Annotated in this window: 14 protein-coding genes; 6 read left to right on the top strand and 8 right to left on the bottom strand. The window is 71.4% G+C overall.

The window, feature by feature from the left end; all coding sequences use genetic code 11:
- Positions 1-51: 51 nt before the first annotated feature.
- Together OEB96_RS24610 and OEB96_RS24605 are read right to left on the bottom strand one after the other, a co-directional pair.
- Complete coding sequence (locus tag OEB96_RS24610; RefSeq protein WP_266219156.1) at positions 52-1086, bottom strand: lysylphosphatidylglycerol synthase transmembrane domain-containing protein; 1035 nt, start codon at positions 1084-1086, stop codon at positions 52-54.
- A 54-nt stretch (positions 1087-1140) separates the two neighbouring features.
- Entirely contained in the window at positions 1141-1902 is a 762-nt protein-coding gene (locus OEB96_RS24605) for a hypothetical protein (RefSeq protein WP_266219155.1), read from the bottom strand.
- A gap of 56 nt (positions 1903-1958) precedes the next feature.
- Between OEB96_RS24605 and OEB96_RS24600 the strand changes: the two genes are divergently transcribed.
- From OEB96_RS24600 to OEB96_RS24590, 3 genes are read left to right on the top strand one after another with little or no spacing between them, the layout of a single operon-like run.
- Positions 1959-3029: a hypothetical protein gene (locus OEB96_RS24600; RefSeq protein WP_266219154.1), complete on the top strand. Its 1071-nt coding sequence runs from the start codon at positions 1959-1961 to the stop codon at positions 3027-3029.
- Positions 3030-3071: 42 nt separating this feature from the next.
- The gene (locus tag OEB96_RS24595) at positions 3072-4493 is read left to right on the top strand and encodes an RNA polymerase sigma factor (RefSeq protein WP_266219153.1); all 1422 of its coding nucleotides are present in this window, start codon (positions 3072-3074) and stop codon (positions 4491-4493) included.
- Positions 4494-4530: 37 nt separating this feature from the next.
- On the top strand, positions 4531-5208 hold the full coding sequence (locus tag OEB96_RS24590; protein ID WP_266219152.1) for an alpha/beta hydrolase: 678 nt from the start codon (positions 4531-4533) through the stop codon (positions 5206-5208).
- Between the two features lie 9 nt (positions 5209-5217).
- On the opposite strand, the gene OEB96_RS24585 is transcribed toward OEB96_RS24590, so the two are convergent.
- The 5 genes from OEB96_RS24585 to OEB96_RS24565 form a co-directional block, all read right to left on the bottom strand.
- Positions 5218-6126, bottom strand: a complete 909-nt coding sequence (locus OEB96_RS24585) for a hypothetical protein (RefSeq protein WP_266219151.1) — start codon at positions 6124-6126, stop codon at positions 5218-5220.
- A 36-nt stretch (positions 6127-6162) separates the two neighbouring features.
- Positions 6163-6711, bottom strand: a complete 549-nt coding sequence (locus OEB96_RS24580; RefSeq protein WP_266219150.1) for a hypothetical protein — start codon at positions 6709-6711, stop codon at positions 6163-6165.
- Between the two features lie 55 nt (positions 6712-6766).
- Positions 6767-7117 (bottom strand): hypothetical protein, encoded by a 351-nt coding sequence (locus OEB96_RS24575; RefSeq protein WP_266219149.1) that lies wholly within the window; start codon positions 7115-7117, stop codon positions 6767-6769.
- A gap of 138 nt (positions 7118-7255) precedes the next feature.
- The gene (gene metK / locus OEB96_RS24570; protein ID WP_266219148.1) at positions 7256-8422 is read right to left on the bottom strand and encodes a methionine adenosyltransferase; all 1167 of its coding nucleotides are present in this window, start codon (positions 8420-8422) and stop codon (positions 7256-7258) included.
- A 38-nt stretch (positions 8423-8460) separates the two neighbouring features.
- Positions 8461-9639, bottom strand: a complete 1179-nt coding sequence (locus OEB96_RS24565) for a hypothetical protein (RefSeq protein WP_266219147.1) — start codon at positions 9637-9639, stop codon at positions 8461-8463.
- Between the two features lie 48 nt (positions 9640-9687).
- Between OEB96_RS24565 and hisD the strand changes: the two genes are divergently transcribed.
- The 3 genes from hisD (at position 9688) to OEB96_RS24550 (ending at position 13327) form a co-directional block, all read left to right on the top strand.
- Positions 9688-11073 carry a histidinol dehydrogenase gene (gene hisD / locus OEB96_RS24560; protein WP_266219146.1) on the top strand — a complete coding sequence of 462 codons (1386 nt, stop codon included), beginning with the start codon at positions 9688-9690 and terminating at the stop codon, positions 11071-11073.
- Positions 11070-12170 (top strand): pyridoxal phosphate-dependent aminotransferase, encoded by a 1101-nt coding sequence (locus OEB96_RS24555; protein WP_266219145.1) that lies wholly within the window; start codon positions 11070-11072, stop codon positions 12168-12170. The genes hisD and OEB96_RS24555 overlap by 4 nt, the downstream gene beginning before the upstream one ends.
- A gap of 86 nt (positions 12171-12256) precedes the next feature.
- Positions 12257-13327 carry an SIR2 family protein gene (locus OEB96_RS24550; protein ID WP_266219144.1) on the top strand — a complete coding sequence of 357 codons (1071 nt, stop codon included), beginning with the start codon at positions 12257-12259 and terminating at the stop codon, positions 13325-13327.
- Positions 13328-13921: 594 nt separating this feature from the next.
- Here OEB96_RS24550 and OEB96_RS24545 read toward each other — a convergent pair.
- A complete protein-coding gene (locus OEB96_RS24545; protein WP_266219143.1) occupies positions 13922-15046 on the bottom strand; it encodes an ArsA family ATPase in 1125 nt (374 codons plus the stop codon).
- Positions 15047-15121: the final 75 nt, after the last annotated feature.

The raw sequence follows: 15121 nt of genomic DNA, 5'->3' as shown, positions 1-15121 counted from the left end.
CGCGTGACGGGGGCCGTCCGCTCGTCCCCCAACGGGCGCCTCGGGGGCGGCTTACGCCGCCGAGCGCCGCAGCAGCCACAGCCCGGGGACCGCCAGCATCGCCGCGCCCACGAATTGGAGGACGTACATCACGGCGGCGAAGGCCGACCCAGGGCCCTGGAGCTGCTCGGGGGTGAGGAACAGCCCGAGGGCCACGCTGGCGCCGATCTGGAAGGTCCCGGCCTGGGCGGGGCCGCCGGGGAGCTGGATCGACAGTCCCACGATCGCCACCACCGCCATCGATGCAGCCGGCCCCAGGTGCACGCCGCAGCCGCGCAGCACCAGCCACAGCTGGAAGGTGGTGATGGCCCAGTAGAAGATCGACCAGCCCAGCAAGGGGATCGCGCAGCGGGCGTGCAGCAAGGGCCGGACCGGCTCGGCCACCCGCACCAGCAGCGCCGCGGCCCGAGCTCCCAGCGGGCCCGGCACGCGCCTCACCAGCGCCGCCATGCGCTCGGGGGCCCGGGCCGCGAGCACCAGCACCAAGAGCCCCAGCACGAACAGACCCATCATGGCCTGGCCGATCGCGCGCACGTCTCCGAGGTGGGCCGCCGCCTCGGGTCCCAGCTCGGTGACCGCCGCGAGGCCCCCGAACAGCATCCCGCAGATCACCAGGCCGTCGATGATGCGCTCGGTCGCCACGGCGGCGAGCGCCTCGGCCAATCCCACCCCGGGCTCGCGTGCCCGCGCCAGCAACAGCGGCCGCGACAGCTCGCCCAGCTTCAGCGGAAGCACCAGGAGCACCAGGAACGAGACGAAGCCGCTGCCGTAGAGCACCGAGCGACGCAAGCGGCCGGAGTCGGGAGCAGGAGCAGCGGCCGCCACCACCGGGTCGAGCAGGTAGTGCAGCCGCATCGCCCGGGTGAGCCCGTAGGGCACGTGCACCGCGAGGGCCAACGCCACCAGCTCCGGTGCCGGAAGCCGGAGGTCGTCGGGCCAAAGGCGCAGGCGCGTCGACGCCAGCCACAGGAACAGCGCCCCGCCCACGAGCGACGCGAGCCAGGTCAGCACCCGGCGGCCCGGCGTGGGCGGGGAAGGGTCGGACATGCGGCGGGGGATCTTCGGCCATCGGCGAGCAAATGGCCAATCACCCCACGGGCGTCAGGACGCGGGCTCGTAGTCCACGCCGTCCCAGGTGAGGATGCCCGTCGTCTCGTCGTAGGAGACCACCAGGGACGGATCGTTCAGCACCGTGATCACCCCGTCTTCGCAGGCGTAGTCTCCGCCCTGGCCGATGTCCGAGTACATCCACAGGTAGCTGCCATCCTCTCCGAACTCGATCTGCCAGTTGCACAGCACGGGGCCCATCGGTTCGAGGCCACACTCGTGCTCGTCCACCGAGAGGAAGGTGGTGCCCACGATCGCCTCGCACGTCGCGTCGGACAGGCCCTCGACGCACAGCCACTCGATCGAGCCGCAGGCCGCACAGCAGTCCCCGCCCTCGGGGCACACGCACGGGTTGATCTCCACCTCCACGCACGAGCCCACGCCACATGCCGCGCCTGGACCGTCACATGGCTCGTAGCAGCCCGCCTCCGGCAGGACCGGAACGTCGTCGCTCGGGCAGGCCGATGGCTCGTAGTGCGAGAGCGCCGGATCGGGGCAGGAGTCGACGGGCGCCCCCGTGCTGCTGCCCTCGCCCTCGGTCGAGGAGCCCGACGTGCCGGGGCCCTCGGAGGTGCCAGGGCCCTCGGTGTCCTCGCCCTCGGTCGTCCCGCTCGAGCTCGCGTCCCCGTTGCCGGACTCGAGCTCCCCAAGGGAGTCGGGATCCTTGGCGACACACGCGACCAGGAGCGCAGAGGCGAGCACGGACCCGAGCACGGGACCCAGTGAGGAAACGGATGCAAGCAAGGGATTGGTCATGGGTAGTCCTTGGCCGTTTGTGGCCGCGACCGGGCGGCGGTATCACGAAAAGCGACGTGCTCCTCTCCTCGCTCGTGGCGACGCTCGCGCTGGCTCCGACCTCCGTGCCCCAGGCCCGCGGGGGCGCGCTCGAGCCGGAGATGGCGCTGGAGTGGCGGGCCCCTGCGAGCTGCCCGGACGTCGTGCTCGTGCGCGACCTCGTCCGCGAGCTGATGCCGGAGCCTTCTCCCCTCACGGTCGAGCTCCGCGCGGCCGCGAGCGTCGAGCCGGTCCCCGGGGGCTTGCAGGCCTCGCTCGAGCTGACCGCCGGCCCGCAGCGAACGACTCGAGTCCTCTTCGCCGAGGACTGCATGCTGCTGGCCCGCGCCACCGCGGTGATCGTGGCCGTGAGCCTCGATCCCATCGCGATCGCCGAAGAGCTCCACGACGAGCCCAACGAGCCCGACGCCGGCCCGAGCAAAGCGGCACGAACGGTGCCTCCTGCACCGACCGGCACATCCGTGGCGCGCTCGCGTCGTACCGAGCCCGACCCGACCCACGACGAGTCCGAGATCTCGCGATCGAGCCGAGACCACGCCGACGCAGCGGCACACCCCGCGGGCGGGTTCGAATGGGGCGCCCGCCTCGGAGCCGGCCTCGGCGGGCTGCTCCTGCCCGGCCCGGGCCTCGGAATTTCGCTCTCTCCATTCGTGGGCTCCGCCCGCCTCCACGTCCGCGCCAATCTTCAATACTGGGTGCCCCAACGCGTGGCCCTCGACGCCCAGCGGGATGCCAACGGCGAGCTGCAGCTGGTCACCGCCGGCCTCCGCGTGTGCCCCCAGCTTCGGCGCGGCTCCCTGCGGCTCCCCCTGTGCGCGGGCATGGACGTCGGTGCCATGCTCGGTCACGGCGAGGGGCGCGATCTCACGGCGTCCCACCAGGCGCGCCAGCCGTGGGTCGGCGCCGTGCTCCAACCCGGCCTGGCCATCGACGTGACCTCGCGCATCTCCCTGTGGCTCGCGCTCGAGGGGGTGCTGTCGCTCTATCGCCCCAGCTTCGCGATCCAGGGCGCCTCGCAGGGCTTCACGGCGGGAGCCGGCGACGTCCGCGGCCTGGTGGGGCTCGCGCTCCACCGACGCAATCCTTGATGAGATCCTCGATCGGCGGCACCAATCCCATCGAGTCCTCCCATGCCCGACGGCAGCCGCATCGTCCACGCCCGCAACGCTCGCGACCCCGCCGCGTTGGCCGAGGTGTATCGCGCGCACTCCGCCTACGCGTGGAGGGTGCTGCGGCACTGTGGCGTGCCCGATGCCGACCTCGACGACGCCGTGCAGGAGACCTTCCTCGTGGTCTTCCGGCGGCTCGCGGAGTTCGAGGCCCGCGCCTCGCTGCGAACCTGGATCTACGCCATCGCGGTGCGGGTGGCGTCCACCCGGCGCCGCAGCCAGCAACGGGAGGTCGCGCGTCGCGAAGCCGTGGGCGAGCAGCTGCTGGGCTCCGCTCCCGTCGATCCCGAGCATGCGCTGTCCCAGGCCGACGCCGCGGCCCTGATCGATCGCCTGCTCGACGAGCTCGACGACACCAAGCGCGTCGTGTTCGTGCTCGCCGAGCTCGAGGGGGTGAAGGTCCCGGAGATCTCTCGGATCCTGGGCGTCAACCCCCGCACCGTGCACTCGCGCCTGCGGCTGGCTCGAGCGAGCTTCGGCTCGGCCCTGCGACGCGAGCGGGCACGCGAGCAGGGCAGCCGGCGCGTGGCCCGTCTGCGACCACGCGCGCTGCTCGAGCACGCCGCGAACGATCGACCCTCGCCGCGCCGACGCAAGGCCGCATGGGCCGCCCTCGCGATCCGGATCGAGCAAGGTGCCAGCCCCACCCTGCCCGGGTGGCAGTCGCTCTCGCTGGGAGGCGGCGCAGGAGCCTGGGTGGTCCCCGCGGCCGTGCTCGGGGCCCTGGGGGTCGCCACGATCGCCTTCGTCACCGCGCCTCGACCGGCGCCTCGCACGAGCGAACGCGGCGCCAGCGTCGACCTCGGGGCCGGCCACCATCATGATGGCCGCGCCGAGCCGAGCCCCATGCCGACCCCATCGAGCGCTCGTCTCGATCCTCCCGCGGCATCCGAGCCCGCGCCCGCGCTCGCGCCCGAACCGGCACTCCCGCCCGCGCCCGCGCCCGATTCATCTGCCGATCACGTCGCCGCACTCGAGCGCCGTCACTCCTACCGCCCCGCTCCCTACCGCCCCGCTCCCTACCGTCCCGCTCTCGACCGCCCTGCTTCCGACCACTCTGCTTCCGACCGCCCCGCTCCCTCCGCCGTCCCGCCCCAAGAGACCGCGGCGGCCGACGCTTCCACCCTCGCCGCCGAGACCCGTCTGCTCGAGCAAGCACGCAGCGCCCTTCGCCGCGGCGACGTCGACGAGGCCCTCGTCGCGCTCGACGCCCATGCCTCCGCGTTTCCCCGCGGCATCCTGCTCCACGAGGCTCACGCGACCCGACTGCGCGCGTTGTGTGCCGCCGGGCGCCCCGACGACGCCTCGGCCCTCGCCGAGCGCCTCGCCCCCGGCCAACCCACCTCCCGCTGGCACCAGGTCGTCGCCGCGACCTGCCGATAGCGCTCGCTTCGCACGGCGTGCTACCAAGCGCCCCACGATGACGGCGACCAAGGTCCTTCCCTGCGTGGAGCTCGAGCCACGGGCCCAGTCTCCCCGCGGCGCCGTGATCTGGCTGCATGGCCTCGGCGCCAGCGGCCACGACTTCGAGCCCATCGTCCCCATGCTGCGGCAGCCCGAGCTGCGCTTCGTGTTCCCGCACGCGCCCGCCCTGCCGGTCACCATCAACGGCGGCATGGTCATGCCCGCGTGGTACGACATCCGCCGCCTCGACCTCGCTCCCTACCGCGAGAGCGAGACCGACATCCGCCGCTCCGCCACACTCGTCGAAGCGCTACTTCGGCGCGAGAAGGACCGCGGCATCCCGGCCGAGCGCATCGTCCTCGCCGGGTTCTCGCAGGGCGCCGCCATGGCCCTGCACGTGGGCCTACGCCACGCCGAGGCGCTGTGCGGGCTCATCATCCTCTCGGGCTACCACGTGCTGCCCCAGCGCTTCGAAGCCGAGCGCAGCGACGCCAACCGACGCACCCCGATCCTCTTTGGTCACGGGATCCACGATCCGGTGCTGCCCGTCGTGCTCGGCCGCGAGGCCCACGACTTCGTCACGGCCCAGATGCCGCAGGCCGACATCCGCTGGCACCAGTTCCCCATCGCGCACAGCGTGAGCGAGGCGGAGATCGAGATCGTGGCGCAGTGGCTGGCGGAGCGCTTCGGGTAGCTCGCCCGGCTAGCGGCGGGCCAGACCGGTCTGCGGCAGCACCTCCACCTTCGATCGGCTGAACATCAGCAGCGTCACCCCCCCGCCGATCCCGGCGAGCCCGATGAGCGTACCGCCCACCGCGTAGCCGGCCACCTTCGACTTGGGCACGTTGTGCAGCGCGGGGATGATCCCGATCCCGATCCCGACGATCAGCCCCACCGGGATCAACGCCACGCCGCTCCACTTTCGCAGCGGCGACGAGCGCTTGACGTCGACCCGATAGCCCGGGGCATCCGTCGTGATCTCGAAGCCCTTGCCGATCCGCTTGCCGCTGCTGGCGACGAACAGGTAGCCCGGTCGAATGGCTTGATTGCAGGGCGCCTCGCACAGCGCACGGGTCGAGTCACCCAGGCGATACAGCGAGACCGGCGGGCCCTTGCGATCGACCGCGATCTCGATGGTGGGTCCGACCGAGGCATCCGGCCCGGGGGTCCCGGTGGGTACGAAACCCGGCGACGCTCCGGCGCCCGTCGACGCGGTCCCGTCCACCGACTGACCCGCATCGGAGGGGGTCGCCTCCCCGAACCCCGGGTCGACCCCCCCGGCCGTCCCGGACTCGGTCCCCGGCTCCCACGTTGGCTCGGGCTGGGCCACCGGGGCCGCCGCGGAGTCACGCTCGACGACGGTCCCGTCCGCCTTGACCACGGACTGGATCTCGCTCCACTCGAAGCGCTGGATCTCGCCGTCGAGCTTGCGAATCTCGACGTACTGCCCGGGCATGAGCGCCTGGATCTGGCCGCGCACGAAGCCCCCGGAGGGCAGTCGGACCTCGTCCAGCGCGGCCGGAGAGGGCGAGGAAGGGCTCGCCGCGACCGCCGGGGCCACGGGACCGAGGCCCGCCAGCGCCACGAGGGTCGCGAGGGCAACGGGGAGCACGGGGCGTGGTGGAGTGAGGTGCCTTGCCATCGTCGATCACGGAAAGGGGTAGACGAGCACCTCGGCATGCACGTGGCCGCCGAACTCGATGTTGGTCATGGTGAGCTCGCCGTTGTCGGGCGTGGTCGACACGAGCGGCTCGGGGCAGATCACCGAGCCCTCGAAGCGAACGAAGTCGATGAGCGACCACTCCTCGTACTCGAAGTCGGGCAGACCGACCGTGCAGGTGCCGGGATACGAGGCCCACACCTGCCCCGCGCGGGTGTAGATCATCCGCCCCGCAAAGCCCCCCGGCCCGATGCTCGACTGCTCGATCATCACGTAGAGCGACTCCCCCACGTCGCTCTGCTCGTTGACGAACGCCATCGCCAGGGTGTCCTGGGCCAGCGCCTGCGTGTCGGCGAAGCCGCAGTGATCGCGGCCGGTGGGGCTCCAGGCGGCGGGGCCCTGGAGCGCCCCCATGAACACCGCGGAGATGTGACACTCGGGCTCGTCGTCGCAGCCCGAGAGGCCAGCGGCGAGCAACAACGAGCACGAGAGCGCCCGGGCACGCCGCCCCGCCCGGCGCCGCGTCGGCCAGGTCACGGAAGATTCCAGACAAGCGCGTAGGTCGTCCACGTCGATCCCCCTTGGGGCGAGACTACCCGATCCCGCCCAGCAGCCCCACCACCACGAACAGCACCACCGCCACCAGCAAGGCAACCAGGAAGAACTTGGCCAGCACTGCCACCAGCGACACCACCAGCCCGAGGATGGCCAGCCGCGTCGACTCCCGCCGCGCCAGCGCCACGATCCCGGCCAGCGTCCCCAGGATCCCGTTGACCAGCGCCACCATCAGCAGCGGATCGTCCTTGGCCGGGTGCAGGAGGTTGTCGACCACGTCGCCCCGCAGCAGGACCCACAGCCCGAACGCCAGCGCCACGAGCCCGAACCCCACGCTGCTCCAGCCCGCGTAGGGCCTGGCCCGCTCCCCGTCCGCTTGCTGCTCCATCGGCCCGTCGAGGATACCCGGATCCCCGCCGTCATACCCCTGTCACGCGAACGAGCCGGCACGGGTTCCCGCGCCGGCTCCTCCGTGCCGTCCGCCACGTGCCCCCTCCGGGGCAGGGCGGTCCCGGACGAGCGCCGCTTAGAGCTCGCCCTTGAGCTGCTCCACGCGGTCGCGGCGCTCCCAGTTGAAGCCCTTCTTCTCGTCCTCGCGCCCGAAGTGCCCGTAGGCCGCGGTCGCCCCGTAGATCGGCCGCAGCAGATCGAGCTCGGCGATGATCCGACCCGGCCGCGCATCGAAGTGCTTGCCGACGATCTCCGACAGCCGCGCGTCGCTGACCTTGCCCGTCCCAAAGCTCTCCACCCGGATCGACACCGGCCTGGCCACGCCGATCGCATAGGCCAGCTGCACCTCGCAGCGCTCGCACAGCTGTGCCGCCACCAGGTTCTTGGCGATGTAGCGCGCGTAGTAGGCGGCGCTGCGGTCCACCTTGCTCGGGTCCTTGCCCGAGAATGCCCCGCCACCGTGGCGCCCCATGCCGCCGTAGGTGTCGACGATGATCTTGCGCCCGGTGAGCCCCGAGTCGCCCATGGGTCCGCCGATCACGAAGCGCCCGGTCGGGTTGACGTAGTAGTTGGTCTTTGCGTCGAGGAACTCGCCGGGGACGGTGGGCTTGATCACCTCCTCCATGATGAACTCCCGCAGGGTCGCGTAGCTCACGTCCTCGCTGTGCTGCGTGGAGATCACCACCGCATCCACCCGCATGGGCTTGCCATCCTCGCCGTACTCCACGGTGACCTGGCTCTTGCCGTCGGGGCGCAGGAAGCTGTCCTTCTCGCGCTTGCGCACGTAGGTCAGCCGCCGCGTGAGCTTGTGGGCCAGGCTGATCGGCAGCGGCATCAGCTCGGACGTCTCGGTGCACGCGTAGCCGAACATCATGCCCTGGTCGCCCGCCCCCTGCTCGTCGGAGTAGACGCCCTTGCCATCCACGCCCAGCGCGATGTCGGGGCTCTGGGCCTCGAGCGCCACCAGCACGCCGCAGCTGTCGGCGTCGAAGCCCATCGCCGAGCTCGTGTAGCCGATCTCGCGGATCGTGGAGCGCACGATGGCGGGCAGGTTGACATACGTGCTGGTGGTGACCTCGCCCGCAAGGTTGACATAGCCGGTCTTCACCAGCGTCTCACAAGCAACCCGACACGTCGGATCCTCGGCGATGATGGCGTCGAGGACCGCGTCGCTGATCTTGTCGCAGATCTTGTCGGGGTGCCCTTCGGTTACGGACTCGCTGGTGAACAGGCTGCGCGACATGGCGCGGGAGGATAGGCCGCGGGGCCACCATGGGGCCACTACGGATCGAGCAGCTCCAGCTCGAGCACGATCGGAGCTTCCTCACCCACCTCACCCCCGCTCGAGCCCTCTTCGTCCGCGTCTTCGGGGATCGGCGGCAACTCCACGAACAAGAAGGCATCGGAGCCGTCGAGTTCCACCGACAACGCGGCGGGAGCGATCTCCTCGGGGGCAACGCAGCCGCGCTCGTCTTCGGGTCCGCACCCCGGAGCCCGCACCGCGAATCCCACCTCCGCGCGATCGGAGCGGACCTCCAGGGTGCGCGGGCCTCCCTGCGGCAGCATCAACCGAACGACCCGTTCCAGCCGCCGCGCACCACCGCACGAGTGGCGATGAGCGTCGGTCTGCGGCGTGGACGGATCGATCTCCATCGTCTGGACACCCGCGACCACCGGCCACGGCAGCGCGGTCTCGCACGTGTCGCCGGGCAACGTGGTGCACACCGCCGGGCCCGGCTCGTCCTCCGCCTCGTCGTCCGGTGGTGGCGTTGGCAAGCACGCCGTCCCCGTGCCGCACCGACCGAGCCCGGACGGCTCGCACGGGTCGCCCGCCTCGAGCACGTTGCGAAGCTCGACGTCGAGCACGAACGCCAGCGGATCCGGCCCTTGCATCGGAGGCGGCAGATCGAGCGCGGGATGGTCCTCGTCCACACCCACCGATACGACCAGGCTCGAGCCCTCCGCCACGTCGGCCAGCCAGGTCCCCACCCCCTCGGTACACGCCAGCGTGCGGTGGATCCAGTCGGTGGAGCAGGTGAACGGAAGCACGCCCACGCGCGGCACGAAGCCCACGCCCTGGCCCTGCAGACGCACGTCGCTCCGCCGCGGTACCTCGAGCCGGAAGAACGCATCGGGTCCCCCCAAGCCGCACGCTCCCCCCAGCTCCGATGCGTTGCCCCTCAGCGTGCCCTCGTGGCGCCCGGCCCCGATCACCGGCGCGAAGCCGCACTGATCGGTCGCATCCTGGCTGGGCACGTACGGCTCCCCCGTGCTCGAGTCGCCACCGCCACCGCCGCTGGTGGTGACCAGCGACATCGGCCCGTCCTCACCGGCCTCGTCGCCGGACTGATCGCGACATCCCGGCAGCAGCAGCGCCCCCACGCCGAGCACCCACGCCGAGCGGATGCGAGCCCGGCGAAGGTCCCTGGGACGCGCGCTCGCTCGGCGGAGCTCGACCATCGCGCCGAGCGTAGCAGGGCCTCGTCCCGGACGTGGTAACGTCCGCTCATGAGCGCATCCTCTCCTGGTGGGGCACCGCAGGCCTCGGTGGCCACCCCTCCGGGCTCGCTCCCTGCGGCGTTCGAGGGCCTGCCGCGCATCGATCTCCGGCCCGGTCCCGATGGTGCGCCCCCAACCGGCCGCCTCGCCTGGCGCGAGCGCTGCGCACGAGCGGCCGGCCTCGCCGGGGAGGCCGACGAAGCCGCCCGAGCGATCATCGCCGACGTACGAGCCCGCGGCGACGCGGCCGTGGTCGAGCTGACCCGACGCTTCGAAGGCCGCACGCTGGACCCGGACCACCTCGAGCTCGAGCCCCAGCGCCGCGCCGAGGCCTGCGCCCGCGTCCCCCACGACATTCGCGCCGCGCTCGAGCTCGCCGCCCGCCGCATCCGCGAATTCCACCAGACTCAGCGCCACCCCACCACCGGCCTCGAGCGCGACGGCGAGCGCCTGCACAGCCGCGTCGCTCCGCTTCGCCGCGTGGCCGTGTACGCCCCCGGCGGCACCGCGGCGTATCCGTCCTCCGTGCTCATGGCCGGGATCCCCGCCAAGGTGGCCGGCGTCGACGAGGTGCTGCTGCTGACCCCGCGCGCCAACGACGTGGTGCTGCTCGCAGCCGAGCTCGCCGGGATCGATCGCGTGTTCGAGATCGGCGGCGCCCAGGCCATTGCCGCCGCCGCGCTCGGCACCGAGCGCGTGCCGCGGGTCGACAAGATCGTGGGTCCCGGCAACGCCTACGTCACCGCCGCCAAGCGCCAGGTCTACGGCCTGTGCGACATCGACGGCATCGCAGGCCCCAGCGAGATCCTCGTGGTCGCCGACGCGACGGCCGATGCCGAGTTCGTGGCCGCCGATCTCATCAGTCAGGCCGAGCACGATCGACTCGCCTGTGCCGTGCTGGTGACCGACCACCCCCCCCTGATCGACGCCACCGACGCGGCGCTCCGACGCCAGCTCGTCGATCTCCCCCGGCGCGAGCTCGCCACCCTGGCCCTCGTCGAGCACGGAGCGGCAGTGCTGGTGGAAGATCGGGACGCGCTGGCCCGCACCGCCGACGAGTATGCACCCGAGCACCTCGAGCTCCTCGTGGACCGGCCCGAAGCCATGGCCAGCGACCTGCGCGGTGCCGGTGCGATCTTCGTGGGACCCTGGACGCCCGAGGCCGCCGGCGACTACACGGCCGGTCCCAGCCACGTGCTCCCCACCGCCGGCGCGGCGCGGTTCGGCTCTCCGCTGGGGGTCTGGGACTTCGTCAAGCACACCAGCGTGCTCGCGCTGGGCCACCGGGCCCTCGTCGAGCAGGCGAAGGCGATCGTCACCCTGGCCCGGGCCGAAGGGCTCGAGGGCCACGCCCGCGCGGTGGAGCGTCGGCTGGCCGAGGGACGAGGCCGATGAGCGACGAAGACTCACTGCCCTGGAGCCGGCACATCCGCTCCACCCTCGCCGCGCTGTCGGTCTACGACGTCCCTCCGGCCGATCCCGCGTGCGCCCGCATGCACGCCAACGAGAACCCCGAGCCGTGGCCCGCCGAGGTGATGGCCGCGCTGGCCGACGCACTCCAGCGCATCGAGCTCGGTCGCTACCCCGACACCTCCGGGCGCAGCCTGCGAGCGCACCTCGCCCGGCGCCACGGCTGTGCTCCCGAGCAGGTGGTGCTGGGCAACGGCAGCGACGAGATCATCGCCCTGCTCCTGCTCGCACTCAGCTCGCCGGGCCCCGCTCCCGGGATCGTCGTCACCCCCATCCCCACGTTCGTGATGTACGGCCACACCGCCCGCATGCTCGGCATGGAGCTGCGCGAGGTCATGCTCACCGAGGATCTCGAGCTCCCAGGGGCCCCGCTCGATGATGCACTGCGGGGCGCCTCGGTGTGCTTCCTGGCCCGCCCCAACAACCCCACCGGCAGCCTGTGGAGCAAGGAGCGGATCTCCGCGCTCGTGGCCGACCACCCCGACGTGGTGTTCGTGATCGACGAGGCCTATGGCGCCTACGCCCCCGCGGGCAGCTCGCTGTGGAGCGGAGCCTCGCCCAGCAACCAAGTGCACATGGCCACGCTCTCGAAGGTGGGCTTGGCCGCGCTGCGGGTGGGCTACTGCATCGCCCACCCCATCCTGGCGCTGGCCATGAACAAGGTGCGACATCCCTACAACGTCTCGCAGACCAGCTTGGTCCTCGCGCAGACCGTGCTCGCTCGCTTCGGGTCGGAGCAGGCCGCCCTGGTGAGCCGCGTGGTCGCCAACCGAGCGCGGCTCGGCGAGATCCTGGCCGGGATTCCGGGGGCCACGGTGCTGCCCTCGGCCGGCAACCTGGTGGTGGTGCGCCTGTCCGGAGACGACGAGGCACCGCGACTCGCGGCTCACCTCCGCGAGCACGACGTGCTGGTCAAGGACGTCTCGCAGCAGCCTCGGCTGGCGCGTTGTCTGCGAGTGAGCGTGGGAACCCACGCGGAGCTCGATCGCCTCGCCCACGCGCTTCGGGGCTGGGGCGGTTGACCCTCGCCGCGGCTGGCTCTTGCCGCGGCTGAGCCGAGCATCGGGCTCACGTCGCGCGCCGTGCAAACTGGTACGCTGGTTCACACGTGACCAAACCGGGACTGACGGAGGACAAGGTCGATGGCTTGCTCGCCGGAGCGGCGTCGGGACCAGGCTGGGCGCTGTGCGTGGGCGCAGGCACCTCGCTGCCCGCATTTCCCGACTGGAACCGCCTGGTACGCCGGCTGATCGAGAGCTGCAACCCCAGCGACGTCGATCGCGTCTCCAAGGATCTCTCCGGGGTGTTCTCGGCCGATGCATTGATCCAGGCGGCCGCCGTACGCAGCGGACGCGATGCCAATGGCTTCGCCCAGCTGCTCACCGAGGAGCTCTACCGCGACTTCCTCGGAGGCTTCGAGGGCAGCGATCGACGCACGGTCCTGCGTGCACTGGGAGCCGTACGCCCGGGCGATCTCTCGCAGCACATCTGGCGGCGCTTCCTCGAGCTGATGCACGCTCGCTGGGGCGATCGCATGTCGGCCCTGGCGATCGCCCCCATCCTGAGCGACGCGCTCGGCACCCCGCGCTCACCGGCCGCGATCCTCTCGTTCAACGCCGAGCCCCTGCTGTTCGCGGTGCTCACGGCCTACCAGGCCTGCAACGGGGACGAGGACGCCGGCGTGCCGCAGCGCATCGATCGAGTGGTGCGCGGCATCTCCAATCGCAGCGTGGATCGGGTGCCCTACGTGTTCTGCCACGGCTTGCTGCCCGTGCCCGGGGCCGAGACCACGCAGCACGCCGCATCGCCCGACAAGCTGGTGTTCTCGGAGGCCGCCTACCTGCAGCTGGCGGGCAACGTGTACTCGTGGCAGGCGACCTCGTTCCTCGAGACCTGCTCGGCTCGCCGGGTGGTGTTCGTGGGATTGTCGCTCTCGGATGCCAACATGCGTCGCTGGCTGTCGTGGATCCACGACAGCCGCATGGACGAGCTCGAGCAGGTGGGCCAGCGCGGAGCCATCTCCACGCAGCACCTGTGGCTCAACCTCGATCCCGGCGATGCCGAGGTGCGGGCCTGGATCGAGGCCAGCGTGGCGCACCTGGGAGTCCGGCTGGTCTGGCTGCGGAGCTGGGGCTCGATGGGGCCGGTCCTCGGCCGCATGCTCCGCTCCAGCGCTTGATTGTTGGCCCTGCCGTCACGCACCCGGCTCACTGCGCCCGACCGAGGTCGGAGCTCAGTGAGCCGAGCGCGTGACGTGCAGGGCACGTGGACGAACCGGAACCGGGCCGCGGAGTTGAACCGCTGGACCTGCCCGATCGGTCATCGTGCAAGCCCGCAGACCGTGGTCTGCTGCCTCCCCCAGGCATCCCGGAACCGTCGTCCATCGTCATGAGAGCCGCTGTCGTCGAGTCACCAACCCCCAAGGGGTTCTGCGTACCCACGACTCGCTTCCACGACGAACCACGGTGGATGTCGATGTCACACATGGCGTATTCATCGTTCCTTTCTGGCCGCGTACGGCCCTCGCAGTAGGAATCGGGATTGCTTCACGAGTCTCACTTGAACCTCTTGGAATGAACGCTCCTCCGAGCGTTTCAAGTTGGTCTTACTTGGGGGTTAAGACGTAAGGAGGCCCCCGACGGTTCCCGGCTCCAATGAGTTCTTCGTTCGAGAGAACTCAATGGTTGTGTGGAGGTGTGGAAAGCCTCACAAAGCCTGCTCACGATCGCGGTATCGACGGAGCGGCAGGTTTCTTGGGGGTCGATGGGGGCGATCACGCGCTCTGCTCGAGGAGCTGCGCGCCCATCACCACCAGCTCCTCGAGCTCGGAGGGAGGTGGATCCCGCCGTGCGAGCAAGGCCACCGGCACCGTCGGGTAGCGATCGCGCAAGTGCAGCCAGATGCGGTGGGCTCGCTCGCTCTGCATCCGAGCCCCGAGGTACGCAGACCCCAACGCCTGCACGGCAGCATCGGCCGCATCCTCGCCCACCTGCGCCGCCACGGCGGGCCTCAGCACGGGTGGTGGCGGCAAGGGGGCCAACGTGGGCAGCACTCGATTGAGCACGATGCCATCGACCCTCATCCCACGCTCGACGATGACGTCGATGAAGGCCTCGGCCTCGCGTGCGGAGAAGTCGGTGGCGGCGGTGGTGAGCACGGCCCCGGTCTCGCTCGAGGCGAGGAGCTCGGCGAGGTCTCCTGCGCGTCGACGGAACTCGCCGAGCACGGACCCGAACTCCTTGAGGAACACCCCGAGCTCGGCAATGAACGATCCCCCGCCCATGGCCTCGAAGGTCTTGAGCAGCACGCCTCCTCCCAGGCCGATCAGCTTGAGCCCGATGCGCCCCGTTCCGGCCAGGAAGCGCGCCGCCGGGTTGCCGACCAGCTCCTGGATCCGCGCGGGGGCCTCGAGGAAGTCCAGTGCGTTGGCGGTGGGTGGCGTGTCGAGCACGATGAGGTCGTAGCGCCCCTCGGCATGCAGCATGTGCACGCGCGCGGTGGCGGCATACTCGAGCGCACCGCCCAGGTGCTGCGCGGTGGCCCGGTAGATCGGGTTGCCCAGCATGCGCGCGGCCGCGTCGGCGTCGCGGGAGTAGACCCGGACGATCTCGTCGAACACCCGCTGGGTGTCGAGCATGAGACAGTCGAGCCGCACCCCTCCCGGGCCGTGCACGGGCACGATGCTGCCGCTCTCGTGCCCCGCGGCGGGGTCGAGCCCCAGCGCCTGCGCCAGGCGCTTGGAAGGATCGATGGTCACCACGATCACCCGTCGTCCCCGCTGGGCCGCGGCCAGGCCCAGCGCGGCGGCCACCGTGGTCTTGCCCACGCCGCCCGGTCCCATGCACAGCAGCACCCGCCTCGAGGGCGAAATGCGGAGCGCTTGGCCCGGCGTGCTCACGGACGGGCGTTCTACCACGAACGGCCCCCGGGGCCAGGAGCCCGCCCGCCCCCGGATGGCGGCCAAGGTCTGCTA

This window comes from Paraliomyxa miuraensis (assembly GCF_026337845.1).
Lineage (GTDB): Bacteria > Myxococcota_A > Polyangia > Nannocystales > Nannocystaceae > Paraliomyxa > Paraliomyxa miuraensis.
This window is presented reverse-complemented; position numbering and strand designations above follow the sequence as displayed.

Bases quoted from the DNA above. Each gene is read 5' to 3' on its own strand.
- hisD (WP_266219146.1), top strand. From the start codon at position 9,688: ATGAGCGCATCCTCTCCTGGTGGGGCACCGCAGGCCTCGGTGGCCACC.
- OEB96_RS24610 (WP_266219156.1), bottom strand. From the start codon at position 1,086: ATGTCCGACCCTTCCCCGCCCACGCCGGGCCGCCGGGTGCTGACCTGG.
- OEB96_RS24555 (WP_266219145.1), top strand. From the start codon at position 11,070: ATGAGCGACGAAGACTCACTGCCCTGGAGCCGGCACATCCGCTCCACC.
- OEB96_RS24590 (WP_266219152.1), top strand. From the start codon at position 4,531: ATGACGGCGACCAAGGTCCTTCCCTGCGTGGAGCTCGAGCCACGGGCC.
- OEB96_RS24595 (WP_266219153.1), top strand. From the start codon at position 3,072: ATGCCCGACGGCAGCCGCATCGTCCACGCCCGCAACGCTCGCGACCCC.
- metK (WP_266219148.1), bottom strand. From the start codon at position 8,422: ATGTCGCGCAGCCTGTTCACCAGCGAGTCCGTAACCGAAGGGCACCCC.
- OEB96_RS24565 (WP_266219147.1), bottom strand. From the start codon at position 9,639: ATGGTCGAGCTCCGCCGAGCGAGCGCGCGTCCCAGGGACCTTCGCCGG.
- OEB96_RS24605 (WP_266219155.1), bottom strand. From the start codon at position 1,902: ATGACCAATCCCTTGCTTGCATCCGTTTCCTCACTGGGTCCCGTGCTC.
- OEB96_RS24575 (WP_266219149.1), bottom strand. From the start codon at position 7,117: ATGGAGCAGCAAGCGGACGGGGAGCGGGCCAGGCCCTACGCGGGCTGG.